Below are 12,526 nucleotides of genomic sequence, written 5' to 3' on the forward strand. Positions count from 1 at the left end.
GACGATTGTTGGACTCTGTCAAGGAACAGTGCGCCTGTTCGGTGCGCCCGGGCGTGTCGGCCGCCGATGGTGTAAGCGCTAGGCCTTTCCCATGCGCGTGAACGCGCCGAGGACTGTGCGCTCGGAGGCCATCAGGTAGCGCTCGAGCTCGTCGGCCGCGGTCACGGGGCCCGACTCGAGCAGGGTGGTGAGCACCAGGCGGTTCTTGCGCACGAACGGCTCATGCAGCGCGCGCGGATCGTCGATCTCGAGAAAGACCAGGCGCAGCTCTGCGGCAACGTCACGGTACGTGCGGGCCAGACGCGGACTGTCGGCCAGCGCCACGATCGCGGTGTGGAAGGCCATATTCGCACTGCCCACCCGGTGCCAGTCCTCGGCGGGAAGGTGCGCCTCGGCGTCAGCCAGCGAATCACGCATGCGGTGCACCGCCGGATGCTCGGGCTCGGAATGCCTCAGCGCGGTGCATTCGATCACCCGGCGCGCACGATAGATGTCGATGACGTCGGCGATGGTGGGAGAGGCCACCGACACCCCGCGATGCGGGATGTGCTCCACCAGGCCCTGCTCGGCGAGGACGCGGAACGCCTCGCGCAGCGTATTGCGCGAGATTTCGAATCGCTCGGCCAGGGTGGACTCCGAAAGCCGCGACCCTGGGGCGAAGTCGCCGTCGATGATGCGCTGGCGCAGCAGGTCGGCGAGCGGGGTGCGGGTGGGCATGGGTACAGCGTAAGGGAGCCGGCGGGCGGTGCTCGGAAATTGTTCAACAATCGTTGCTGCTAAGTTCTACACTCGGTGTTATCCGACACCCCACCAACGACGATGGGAACTCCCCTCATGTCCGAGCAGTCCTCTGCATCCGTCACCCCCGAAGACGAAGCCCGACTCGCCGCCGCGAAGAAGCGCGTGGGTCGCAGCGCGGTCATCGGCGCCATCTTCCTCATGGCGACCAGTGCCATCGGCCCAGGCTTCATCACCCAGACCGCCACCTTCACCGCCACCCTCGGCGCGTCCTTCGCGTTCGCGATCCTCGTCTCCGTGCTCATCGACATCGCCGTGCAGCTGAACGTGTGGCGCATGATCACCTCGTCGGGCAAACGCGCCGGCGAGCTCGCGAACAGCGCCATCCCGTTCTCGGGCCACGTGATCGCCGTGCTGGTGATCATCGGCGGCCTGGCGTTCAACATCGGCAACATCGCCGGCGGCGGGCTGGGCCTGAACGCCCTCCTCGGCATCGACCCCAAGCTCGGCGGCCTGATCACCGCCGCCCTCGCGATCGTCATCTTCCTCATCAAGAAGGCCGGGCCGGTGATGGACATCGTGCTCATCGTCCTCGGTGTCGGCATGATCATCATGACGGTCATCGTCGCCATCGTGGCGCAGCCGCCAGTCGGCGACGCCCTGCGTCAGACCATCGTGCCCGACACGATCAACTTCGCGACCATCACCACCATCGTCGGCGGAACCGTCGGGGGTTACATCACCTACTCGGGTGCGCACCGCTACCTCGCGTCCGGTCACGTCGGACCCGAGCACGCCGGACCCGTCATGCGCGCGGCCGCGAACGGCATCTTCGTGACCGGCATCATGCGCTACGTGCTGTTCCTCGCCATCCTGGGCGTGGTGGCATCCGGCGTCACACTCGACCTCACCACCAACGCGGCGAACCCCGCCGGCCAGGCCTTCGGCGCGGTGCTCGGCGAGGCCGGTCTGCGCATCTTCGGGGCCATCTTCTGGGCCGCGGCCATCAGCTCGGTGATCGGCGCCGCCTACACCTCAGCGAGCTTCCTCTCCACGTTCCACAGGCGATTCCTGGGCGGATGGTCGCTGCAGTGGGCGACGGTGATCTTCATCGTCGTCTCGCTGATCGTCTACCTGTCGATCGGCACCGCGCCGGCGGCGATCCTGGTGTTCGTGGGCGGCTTCAACGGCCTGATCCTGCCGATCGGCCTGACCGTGTTCATGTACATCGGCTGGTTCCGCCGCGATCTGCTCGGCTCGAAGAAGTATCCGCTGTGGCTCCTCATCGCCGGCACGCTGGTGACGGTTCTCACCTGGTACATGGGGATCGTCTCGGTCGGCCCGATCTTCGCCTTCCTCGGCATCGGCGCGTGAGAATCGATCAGAACGACCCCCATACCGAACGGAGCATGACATGGCGAACATCGACCTGAACTCGGATCTCGGAGAGAACACGCCCGACCGCATCGTCGGCGACGACGCGGCCATGCTCGAGATCGTCACCAGTGCGAACGTGTCGTGCGGATTCCACGCGGGCAGCCCCGAGGGCATCCGTGAGACGCTCGGGGCCGCGGTGCGCAACGGCGTCGTGATCGGTGCCCACCCCGGCTACCGCGACTACGAGAACTTCGGCCGCACCAACGTGGAGGTCGACTCGGCGACCCTGCAGGCGCACGTCGAGTACCAGCTCGGTGCTCTCGCGGGGCTTGCCACCGCGGTCGGTGGCGTGGTGTCGTACGTCAAGCCGCACGGCGCCCTCTACAACACGATCGCCCGTGATGAGCGGCAGGCCAAGGACGTGGTGGCGGCGATCAAGGCCATCGACCCTGAGCTTGTACTGCTTGGTCTGGCCGGCGGTGTCGTACTCGACGTCGCCGAGAGGGCGGGTCTGCAGGTGGCGGCCGAGGCGTTCGCCGACCGCGCCTATCAGCCCGACGGGCAGCTGGTCTCGCGCACCCAGGAAGGCGCGGTGCTGCACGACGCGTCAGCAGTCGCCGAGCGCATGGTGCGCCTCGCCGAGAGCGGGGTGATCCGCGCGATCGACGGCACGGACGTGCGTGTCGAGGCGCAGTCGATCTGCGTGCACGGTGACAGCGCCGGGGCCATCGCGATGGCAGCCGAGACCAAGCGGATGCTGCAGGCGGCCGGCGTCACGATCGCGCCGTTCGCCACGCGAGGGGCCTGACATGGCCGTCGTCGCCACCCCCGATCAGCTCGTCGCCTCCCGGGCCGCCCGCAGGGCCTACCGGGAGGGGCTGGCCGAACCCACCAGTGGCGTGGCGGCAGGGCTGACCCAGGCCAATCTCATCGCCGTGCCGGCCGACTGGGCCTTCGAGACCCTGCTGTACGCGCAGCGCAACCCCAAGCCGTGCCCCGTGCTCGAGGTCATCGAGCAGGGCGACGTGGAGTCGGCGCTCGCGCCGGGCAGCGACATCCGCACCGACATCGGCCGTTACCGTATCTGGCGCGACGGCGAGCTCGCCGAGGAGGTCTCCGACGCGAGCGGCGCGTGGGCGGAGCATCCCGATCTCGTGTCGTTCCTGATCGGATGCAGCTTCACGTTCGAAACGGGCCTCGCCGAGGCCGGCATCCCGATCCGCCATCAGGAGCTGGGACGCAACGTACCGATGTACCGCACGAACGTCGACTGCGCACCCGCCGGGCGCCTGCGCGGCGAGATGGTGGTGTCGATGCGGCCGATCCCGGCGTCGCGCGTCGCGGATGCCGTACAGATCTCGGGCCGCACCCCGGCCGTCCACGGCGCTCCGGTGCACGTCGGCGACCCCGCCTCGCTCGGCATCACCGATCTGAGCCGGCCGGACTTCGGCGACGCCCCCGAGATCCGCGACGGCGAGGTGCCGGTGTTCTGGGCCTGCGGCGTCACCCCGCAAGCGGCGATCATGGCGTCCAAGCCACCCTTTGCCGTGACGCACGCGCCCGGTTACATGTTCATCACCGACGTCCCCGATGCGGAGTACGTCGTCTGATGCGCATCCTCACCGCCTCCGATCGTGCACTGCTCGTCGAGGCCGCCGACCTCGACGAGGCGATGCGGCTCAACCTGGCTTGGGACGGGGTGCCGGGCGTGGTCGAGCGCATTCCCGGAGCGCGAACGGTACTGGTGCGCTTCGACCCCGTGCGCGTCTCGGCGCGTGCGCTCGCCGAGACGCTCGAGTCCACCGAGGTCGATGCCGAGCACGTGCCGCACAACCGTGAGGTGATCATCCCGGTGCGGTACGACGGTGAAGACCTCGAAGACGTCGCCGCACTGCTGGGCGTCTCGTCCGAGGAGGTCGTCAACCGCCATCTCGCCGCAGAATGGCAGGTCGCGTTCTCGGGGTTCGCTCCAGGCTTCGGATACACCGTGAGCGGTGACCCGTTGTTCGACGTGCCGCGGCGTTCGTCTCCCCGCACGCGCGTGCCGGCCGGCTCGGTCGCGCTCGCCGGGCACTTCACCGGCGTGTATCCGCGTGAGAGTCCGGGCGGGTGGCAGCTGATCGGCCGTACGGATGCCGTCATGTGGGACATCGACCGCGATCCGCCCGCCCTGCTGTCGCCCGGCACGCTCGTGCGATTCGAGCGCGCCGCGCGGGAGACCGCCCCTCTCGTCGAGCGGCCACAGCCAGACGAGGCGCGAACCTCGCACGAGACTTCCGACGCGCCCGCCGCGAGAGCGATCGAGGTGGTGCGGCCCGCATTGCAGATGCTCGTGCAGGACCTCGGGCGCTTCGGGCATGCGGCGCTGGGCGTCTCGGCATCAGGGACCGCCGACCGGACGGCGCTGCGCGACGCCAACCGCGCGGTCGGGAACGACCCCGACACCGCGGTGCTCGAGATCGTGGGGGGAGCGGTGCTGCGGTTCCGGGGCGACGGCGTCGCCGCGGTGACCGGCGCGATGAGCGAACTGACGCTGACTGATGCCGCGGGCGTCGAGCGAAGCGTGCTGCACGGCGCACCTTTCGCTACGGTCGACGGGGACGAGCTGCGGTTGGGCGCGCCGGCGCGCGGCCTGCGCCATGTGCTCGCGGTGCGCGGCGGCATCCTCGCTCCGGCCGCGCTGGGCAGCCGATCAGCCGACACGCTCGCCGGGCTCGGCCCCGCCCCGCTCACCGCAGGCGATGTCGTGGCGGTGGGCGCGGAGGCGCCCCACGCGGTCGACCCCCACCCGCGACCGCGCGATCTGCCGGCCTCCGGTGATGTCGTCGAGCTCGACATCACCCTCGGTCCGCGCGACGACTGGTTCACGTCAGCCGCCGTGCAGACCCTGATCGAGCAGGAGTGGCAGGTCACCCCGCGCTCCGATCGCGTCGGCATCCGCCTGCACGGCGAAACCCCGCTGGAGCGCGCCGTGAGCGGGGAGCTGCCCAGCGAAGGAGCCGTGAACGGCGCCATCCAGGTGCCCCCCGACGGGCAGCCGGTGTTGTTCCTGCCCGATCACCCGCTCACCGGCGGGTATCCGATCATCGGCGCACTCACCGATCGCTGCCTCGACCTCGCCGGTCAGCTGCCACCGGGCGCGCGCATCCGCTTCCGCATCGCCTGAGAGGAAGGCACTCATGAAGAAGATCCTGATCGCGAATCGCGGCGAGATCGCCGTGCGCGTCATCCGCGCCTGCGCCGAGGCGGGATACGCCTCCGTCGCCGTCTACGCCGACCAGGATGCCGACGCCCTGCACGTGCGCCTGGCCGACGAGGCGGTGGGGCTCGGAGCCGCGACCGCAGCCGACACCTACCTGTCGATCGATGCGCTGCTGCGCGCCGCCGAGACGTCGGGTGCCGACGCCGTGCACCCCGGCTACGGCTTCCTGTCGGAGAGTGCCGCGTTCGCACGCGCGGTCGAGGAGGCCGGTCTGATCTGGATCGGCCCTTCACCCGCGAGCATCGAGGCGCTGGGTGACAAGATGACCGCTCGCCGCATCGCGCAGCGCGTGGGCGCGCCCCTGGCGGCGGGAACCGATCAGCCGCTCGCAGGGCCCGCCGACGCGGTCGCCTTCGCCGAAGAGCACGGGGTGCCGATCGCGATCAAGGCGGCCTACGGTGGCGGCGGCCGCGGCATCAAGGTGGTGCGCGAGCTGACCGAGGTCGCCGAGGCGTTCGACGCGGCCACCCGCGAGGCGATCGTCGCCTTCGGGCGGGGCGAGTGCTTCGTCGAGCGGTTCCTCGAGAGCCCTCGGCACATCGAGGTGCAGGTGCTCGGGGACGGACTCGGCGAGGTGGTGGCCGTGGGCGACCGCGACTGCTCCATGCAGCGTCGCAACCAGAAGCTCATCGAAGAGGCGCCGGCTCCGGGGCTCAGCTCCGAGCAGCGAGCGCAGATCCACGAGGCCGCGCGCCGCATCTGCGCCGAGGTCGATTACCGCAGTGCCGGCACTGTCGAGTTCCTGCTCGCCGCCGACGGCACGATCTCCTTCCTCGAGGTGAACACCCGCCTGCAGGTGGAGCATCCGATCACCGAGGAGGTGACGGGCGTCGACCTGGTGCGAGAGCAGTTCCGCATCGCATTCGGAGAGGGCATGTCGATCACGGCCACTCCGGAACCGAAGGGGCACGCGTTCGAATTCCGCATCAACGCGGAGGACCCGGGGCGCGGCTTCCTGCCGAGCCCGGGCGAGGTCACGACGCTGCGAGTGCCGGGCGGCCCCGGCGTGCGCTGGGACAGCGGCATCGAGGCGGGGGATGCCGTGCAGCCCGCGTTCGACTCGATGATCGCCAAGCTCATCGTGCACGCCCACTCCCGCGATGCCGCGCTGGTGCGGGCGCGCCGTGCGCTCACGGAGTTGGCCGTGGAAGGGCCCGCCACCGTTATCGGCTTCGATCGTCTCGCGATCGACGCCCCGGAGTTCTCTACCGACGGCTTCGCCGTGCACACGCAGTGGATCGAGAGTGCGCTCCTGCCCCGCCTCGACCCGCAGCTTCGCCCTGCGCCGATGCCGGATGCCGGACTGCAGCGCTTCGCCGTGGAGATCGACGGGCGGCGCGTGATGCTCGGCCTGCCGACCGCGCTGCTCGCAGGGTTCGCAGCCGGTGCCGGAGCATCCGCCCCGGTGGACGCGGCCGACCCGGCCGAACTGCACGCCCCCGTGCCGGGGACGCTGGTGCGCTGGCTCGCCGAGGACGGCGCCGAGGTCGCCGAGGGCGACACCGTCGCCGTGCTCGACGCGATGAAGATGGAGACTCCCGTGACCGCGCACCGGGGCGGCGTGCTGGCGAGACGCGCCGAGGTGGGCGAGACGGTCGCGGCCGACGCCGTGATCGGCCGCATCGGCTGATCCCAGCATCCGCTCCGGACCGGCCGTGACAGCTGATCTCGGCGGTGCTCCCTCCGGCCCGTCGCTCGAGAGCAGGAGAATCGCCGAAAACAGGATGCTTTCGCGGCATCCGTCCTGTCGCCGGCGAACATCCGGTTCTCGCGCGACGCGGGGCGGATGCCGAGGCTCAGGCCTCCGCAGCGTGGAACGCGAGCATCCGCACCGCGGCCTCGACGGTCGCTGACAGCACGTCGTCGGGGTCGCCGTCGAGATCGAGCCGCCGGTGGCCGCCGGCGGAGCGGGTGGCCCAGCCCAGGTACACCGTGCCGGGCGGATGCCCGTCCTCGGCATCCGGCCCTCCGACGCCCGTCGTCGACACCGCGAGGTCGACGTCGAACAGTTCACGCGCTCCGCGGGCCAGCTGCTCCGCGCACTCCGCCGAGCACGGGTCCGTGCCGGGCGTGAGCCCGAGCACGCGCTCCTTGACCTCGGTCATGTAGGCGGTGATGCCGCCGGCGAACCATTCGCTGGCGCTTTCGCCTTCTCCGACAGCACCGGCGAGGGTGCCGGACGTCAGCGATTCCGCCACCGCGACCCGGATGCCCCGACTTCGCGCGAGATCGCTGAGCTGCGTCACATCATCCATGCGGCCCGACGATACCCGCCGGCCGCCGCGCGGGCCCAGGGCTTGACACGGGGATGCCGCGGCGACAATCGCATACCGGAGCCGCCCGATGCGTTCCGCTGTTCAGGTCGGGTCGCCGCCGAGCGGGCCGACGGCAGGGATCGGGCCGCCGTCGTCCGCACCCGTCCGGCGGGCACGGGCGATCGCATTGCCCAGGTGATAGATCAGGATGGCCGCCACCGTGCCGAGCACGATCGCGCCGAGCTGGAACGCGCCCCAGCTCATCGCGAAGCCGCCGACGGCGATCACGAACGACACCGCTACGGTGTACTGGTTCACCGGGCGGGAGAAGTCGACGCGATTGTCGACCCAGATCTTGATGCCGATGACTCCGATGAGCCCGTACAGCGCCGTCGTCACGCCGCCGAGCACACCGGCCGGGATCGTGTTGAAGATGAAGCCGACCTTCGGCGAGAAGGCCAGCAGGATCGCGGCTGCGCCTGCCACCCAGTACGCGGCGGTCGAGTAGACGCGCGTGGCGGCCATCACGCCGATGTTCTCGCCGTAGGTGGTGGTGGCGGAGCCACCGAATCCACCGGCGAGCGTGGTGGCGAGGCCGTCGGCGACGAGGGCGCGGCCGGTGTGCTCGTTGATCGAGGGGTCGTTCGTCATGGTGGCGACGCCGCGAACGTGACCGACGTTCTCAGCGATGAGCACCAGGACGACCGGCAGGAACATCGGAACGTACAGCCACGCGGCCGGGTCGGTGACGGCGGCGAGATGGAAGTCGGGCAGACCGACCCAGGCCGCATCCTCGATGCCGTCGAACGTCACCTGACCGGTGAAGATCGCCACGATGTAACCGACGATGACGCCGAGGAAGATCGAGATGCGTCCCAGGAACCCCCGGAAGAGCACGCTGAACAGCACCACGGCCACCAGCGTCACCGAAGCCAGCTCAGGCTGCAGCGTGAAGTTGTTCCAGGCCGCCGGGGCGAGGTTGAACCCGATCAGCGCGACGATGGAGCCGGCGACGACGGGGGGCATGAACCGGTCGATCCAGCGCACGCCGACCGCCTGCACGAGAAAGCCGACGCCGGCCAGCAGCACGCCGACCACGACGACGCCGAGGAGCGCCTGCGCGATCTGCTGGCCGGTCTCCAGCGCCTGGCCCGCATTGATCGCGGTGATCGGGGCCAGGAACGCGAACGATGAGCCGAGGTAGCTGGGCAGGCGGTTGCGGGTGAGCAGCAGGAACAGCAGCGTGCCGACACCTGAGAACAACAGCGTGGTCGACACCGGGAACCCGGTGATGATCGGCACGAGGAACGTGGCGCCGAACATCGCGACGACGTGCTGAGCGCCGATCGCGAAGGTCGCGGGCCAGTTCAGCCGCTCTTCAGGGCGAACGACCTGGTCGGGTGCGACGTTACGGCCGTCGCCATGGATCTTCCACACCGGCATGCGGGCTCCTCGGGAGTCGGGATCAGGGCCGAGGAAACACTACCGTCCCGCTGCTCGCGCGCGGGATCCCGATCCGCCGGCAGGGCCGGGCGGTGCGAGACGGATGCCGTCAGCCGCGCAGGCGGTCGATGAGCTGGCGATAGCGGTCTGCGGTCTGCTTCACGATCTCATCGGGCAGCGCGGGCGGCTCGCCCTGCTTGTCCCAGTTGGCGGCCAGCCAGTCGCGCACGATCTGCTTATCGAAGCTCGCCATCCGCTCCTCGGGCGTCGAACCGGTCTTCCACGACTCGGCATCCCAGTAGCGGGAGGAGTCGCTGGTCAGCGCCTCGTCGGCCAGGCGCAGAGTGCCCTCGGCATCCGTGCCGAACTCGAACTTCGTGTCGGCCAGGATCAGCCCCTTCTCGGCGGCGTACTCGGCTGCGCGGCGGTAGATGTCGAGCGAGACGTCGCGCAGCTGCGCTGCGCGCTCGGCGCCGACGAGTTCGACGACGCGGTCGAAGGTGACGTTCTCGTCGTGCTCGCCCATGGGCGCCTTGTACGCAGGTGTGAATAGCGGCTCGGGCAGACGGTCGCCGTTCCTCAACCCCGCAGGCAGCGCGATGCCGCACACCGTGCCCGACTCCACGTACTCCGTCCAGCCCGTGCCGGTGAGGTAGCCGCGCACCACGCACTCGATCGGGAGCATCTCCAGAGCCATGGCGAGCATCGCTCGGCCCGCGACGGCCTGCGGGATATCGCCCTCGACGATGTGGTTCGGCACGTCGGCGAGCTTCTCGAACCACCACATGCTGAGCGTCGTGAGCAGCTCGCCCTTCTGCGGGATGCCGGGGGAGAGCACGAAGTCGAAGGCGCTCACCCGATCCGATGCCACCACCAGGATGCGGGTGTCGCCGGCATCCTCCGAGGCGTAAAGGTCGCGGACCTTGCCGGAGTAGATGTGCCGCCAGCCGGGGATCTGAAGAGGAGAGGTCACGCGTTCATTATCCCGCGGGGGCGCGCAGCGGCCGAACGCGACGAAGGAGGTCACGTTTTCACAATTGAGTGACGTATTTACTTAACCGTTGATAGGCGTTACGGTCGGCAATTACGAAACCGATCTTTCGTTTCTATGACGCAGCGCTGCGTTCTCTGCGGTCGCGCGTTCGGGAACGGACGAGCCGATGGCGCATCGCGCGCCAGTGAGGAGATCCCGTGCCCTCAGCACGTAGAAACCCCGTCAGGTCGATGGTCGCTCTCATGGCCTGCGCCGCGTTGGCCTTCACGGCCGTGCCGACAGCCGCCGCGACCGAGGCGACCGGCCCCGACCCGGCCTTCCACGGCCTCACCTTCGGTGATGAGCAGCGCGTCGGAATTCCGGTGCAGGTGCCCAGCATCATCGACATGGCCTTCGGCGAGCTCGACGGGCGCACCGTCGGATACACCGCGACGTCGTCGGACGGCTCACTGCTGAACGTCATCGACATCGCCTCGAACACCTTCGTGCAGGGCGCCGCGATGCCGACCGTCATCCAGGTCTGGAAGCTCGAGATCGCGCCCAACGGCAAGGTGTACGTGGCTGCGATCGGGAAGGACCCCGTGGGCGGGCAGCGAGGTGAGCTGTGGATCTACGATCCCGCGACGAATGAGGCGGTCTTCGCCGGAGTCGTACCCGGGTCGAGCTCGAACTGGTCTCTGGTCGTCGACGATCAGTCCAACGCCTACGTGGGCACGTACAAGACCGGGGAGGTCGTGAAATACGACGCGTCCACCGGCGAGTTCACCCGCTGGGATCGGGTCGAGGGGGAGGAGTATGTCCGCTCCATCGAATACCACGACGGGCACATTTACGCCGGAACAGGGGCCACAGGCGCGGTTGTGAAGATCGACGCGGAGGACCCCTCCGTGCGCGAGCGCATCTCGGATCCGCTGCTCGACATCTTCGGGGTGACCACGCTGCCGTGGGCGTATGACATGCAGAAGGTCGGCGACTGGCTGGTGGTCAACTTCTCGGGCGACCTCGCGGCCACCGCGTTCTACAACCTGCGAACGCAGCAGTGGAGCGAGAAGACACTGAACAAGAGCGCCATCGCCGGAACCCCGACGCGCAACGGCAACCCTGGTTTCACTCAGCTGGCGCCGCGCGACGGGAGGATCTACCTCACCTACAACGGCACGATCGCCGAGGTGGATCTCAGCGGAGCCGAGCCGACGTTCTCGGATGCCGGCATCCCGTTCGGCCTCGGGATGCGCGGGCAGGCCTGGGTCGATCTCAGCGAAGCCGGGCACCCGGGAGAGTGGCTCGTGACCGCGTCCCGTCAGGGGCCTCTGCGCGCGCTCGACCTCGTCAACAAGAAGTCGATCATCCTGCCGAACGCCGTGCAGACCAGTACCGGAACTCCGCTGCACACCGCAGGCGTGAACTCCGACGGCGACATCTACATGGTGACGTACCCCGCCGGCACGGGCGCCGTGTACGACACCGGCACCGGCGCCTTCCGCAACTTCCCCGCCGAGCAGGCGGAATCGATGCTCACCGTGGGCGATGCCACCTACTTCGGCCTCTATCCCGGCGGCCACATCGATCGCGTGGTGGTCGCTGACGACGGGCGTCCGATGTCGTCACGGGTGTTCACGCTGGGTGAGGGACAGGATCGGCCGTACTACATGGTCGAAGACGGCGGGAAGCTGTTCATCGGCTCCATCCCCGGCTACGGTCTGCACCAGGGCGCGCTCACCATCCACGACCTCGCCACCGGCGAGACCGTCGTTGAAAAGGGCATCGTCGAGAACCAGAGCGTGATCGGAATCGCCGTGAAGGACGGCACCGTGTACGGCTCGACCACGATCGTCGGCGGGCTCGGGGCAGAACCGATCGCCACCGAGGCGAAGCTGTTCACCTATGACGTCGCCAGCGGAGAGAAGACCGGAGAGTACTCGCTGGAGCTTCCCTCCGGTCAGAAGCCGAAGCACATCAGCGCCCTGTCCTTCGGGCCGGACGGCAACCTGTGGGGCACCACGGACGGGTGGGTGTTCGCCCTCGACCCGGAGACGATGCAGGTCATCGAATCGAAGTCGAAGAACATCCTGCCCGAGGTCACGCGCTACGGCATGTGGCGACCGATGAGCTTCGACTGGTACGACGGGAAGCTGCTCATCAACGTCGCTTCGCGACTGACTGTGCTCGACCCCGAGACCATGGAGCACCGGATCGTCACCGATCCGGGCGAGGAGATCGCGCGTTTCGTCATCGCACCGCTCGCACCCGAGCACCGAGACGATCCCGCTGTCGAGCAGAAGGGGGTGTACCTCTTCGGATCGTCGGCGCCCGACACGTTGCGGGTGATGTCGCTGGCGACCGACTCGGCACAGCCGGAGAAGTGCCGTCCTGGTAACGGGAAGGGATATGCCTACGGGCATGACAAGGGCAACGGGCCCAACCCGAACGCCTGCAAGAAGAAGTGACACGAACGCG

Annotated in this window: 10 protein-coding genes; 6 read left to right on the forward strand and 4 right to left on the reverse strand. The window is 69.0% G+C overall.

Features of this window, described 5'->3' with window-relative positions; all coding sequences use genetic code 11:
- Positions 1–78: 78 nt before the first annotated feature.
- Positions 79–717: a GntR family transcriptional regulator gene (locus RIN43_RS10390; RefSeq protein WP_309128846.1), complete on the reverse strand. Its 639-nt coding sequence runs from the start codon at positions 715–717 to the stop codon at positions 79–81.
- A 117-nt stretch (positions 718–834) separates the two neighbouring features.
- On the opposite strand from RIN43_RS10390, the gene RIN43_RS10395 reads away from it, so the two are divergent.
- The 5 genes from RIN43_RS10395 to RIN43_RS10415 are packed head-to-tail and all read left to right on the forward strand — an operon-like array spanning position 835 to position 7,007.
- Positions 835–2,112, forward strand: a complete 1,278-nt coding sequence (locus RIN43_RS10395; protein ID WP_309128847.1) for a divalent metal cation transporter — start codon at positions 835–837, stop codon at positions 2,110–2,112.
- A 40-nt stretch (positions 2,113–2,152) separates the two neighbouring features.
- Positions 2,153–2,923 (forward strand): 5-oxoprolinase subunit PxpA, encoded by a 771-nt coding sequence (locus tag RIN43_RS10400; RefSeq protein WP_309128848.1) that lies wholly within the window; start codon positions 2,153–2,155, stop codon positions 2,921–2,923.
- Between the two features lies 1 nt (position 2,924).
- A complete protein-coding gene (locus tag RIN43_RS10405; RefSeq protein ID WP_309128849.1) occupies positions 2,925–3,725 on the forward strand; it encodes a putative hydro-lyase in 801 nt (266 codons plus the stop codon).
- Positions 3,725–5,281, forward strand: coding sequence for an urea amidolyase family protein (locus RIN43_RS10410; RefSeq protein WP_309128850.1), 1,557 nt, complete (start codon positions 3,725–3,727; stop codon positions 5,279–5,281). The genes RIN43_RS10405 and RIN43_RS10410 overlap by 1 nt, the downstream gene beginning before the upstream one ends.
- 13 nt (positions 5,282–5,294) lie before the next feature.
- Positions 5,295–7,007 (forward strand): biotin carboxylase N-terminal domain-containing protein, encoded by a 1,713-nt coding sequence (locus tag RIN43_RS10415; protein WP_309128851.1) that lies wholly within the window; start codon positions 5,295–5,297, stop codon positions 7,005–7,007.
- Positions 7,008–7,173: 166 nt separating this feature from the next.
- Here RIN43_RS10415 and RIN43_RS10420 read toward each other — a convergent pair whose 3' ends face one another.
- The 3 genes from RIN43_RS10420 to RIN43_RS10430 all read right to left on the reverse strand — a co-directional run bounded on the left by RIN43_RS10420 (position 7,174) and on the right by RIN43_RS10430 (position 10,048).
- Entirely contained in the window at positions 7,174–7,632 is a 459-nt protein-coding gene (locus RIN43_RS10420) for a CinA family protein (RefSeq protein WP_309128852.1), read from the reverse strand.
- Positions 7,633–7,734: 102 nt separating this feature from the next.
- Entirely contained in the window at positions 7,735–9,075 is a 1,341-nt protein-coding gene (locus RIN43_RS10425; RefSeq protein WP_309128853.1) for a solute carrier family 23 protein, read from the reverse strand.
- A gap of 109 nt (positions 9,076–9,184) precedes the next feature.
- On the reverse strand, positions 9,185–10,048 hold the full coding sequence (locus RIN43_RS10430; protein WP_309128854.1) for a phosphoribosylaminoimidazolesuccinocarboxamide synthase: 864 nt from the start codon (positions 10,046–10,048) through the stop codon (positions 9,185–9,187).
- A 218-nt stretch (positions 10,049–10,266) separates the two neighbouring features.
- Between RIN43_RS10430 and RIN43_RS10435 the strand changes: the two genes are divergently transcribed.
- On the forward strand, positions 10,267–12,516 hold the full coding sequence (locus RIN43_RS10435) for a hypothetical protein (protein WP_309128855.1): 2,250 nt from the start codon (positions 10,267–10,269) through the stop codon (positions 12,514–12,516).
- Positions 12,517–12,526: the final 10 nt, after the last annotated feature.

This window comes from Microbacterium sp. (assembly GCF_031178445.1).
Classification (GTDB): domain Bacteria; phylum Actinomycetota; class Actinomycetes; order Actinomycetales; family Microbacteriaceae; genus Microbacterium.

What these genes read in the sequence shown, in the direction of transcription:
- RIN43_RS10420 (WP_309128852.1), bottom strand. Translation starts at nt 7,632, where the DNA reads ATGGATGATGTGACGCAGCTCAGCGATCTCGCGCGAAGTCGGGGCATC.
- RIN43_RS10395 (WP_309128847.1), top strand. Translation starts at nt 835, where the DNA reads ATGTCCGAGCAGTCCTCTGCATCCGTCACCCCCGAAGACGAAGCCCGA.
- RIN43_RS10400 (WP_309128848.1), top strand. Translation starts at nt 2,153, where the DNA reads ATGGCGAACATCGACCTGAACTCGGATCTCGGAGAGAACACGCCCGAC.
- RIN43_RS10390 (WP_309128846.1), bottom strand. Translation starts at nt 717, where the DNA reads ATGCCCACCCGCACCCCGCTCGCCGACCTGCTGCGCCAGCGCATCATC.
- RIN43_RS10415 (WP_309128851.1), top strand. Translation starts at nt 5,295, where the DNA reads ATGAAGAAGATCCTGATCGCGAATCGCGGCGAGATCGCCGTGCGCGTC.
- RIN43_RS10405 (WP_309128849.1), top strand. Translation starts at nt 2,925, where the DNA reads ATGGCCGTCGTCGCCACCCCCGATCAGCTCGTCGCCTCCCGGGCCGCC.
- RIN43_RS10410 (WP_309128850.1), top strand. Translation starts at nt 3,725, where the DNA reads ATGCGCATCCTCACCGCCTCCGATCGTGCACTGCTCGTCGAGGCCGCC.
- RIN43_RS10425 (WP_309128853.1), bottom strand. Translation starts at nt 9,075, where the DNA reads ATGCCGGTGTGGAAGATCCATGGCGACGGCCGTAACGTCGCACCCGAC.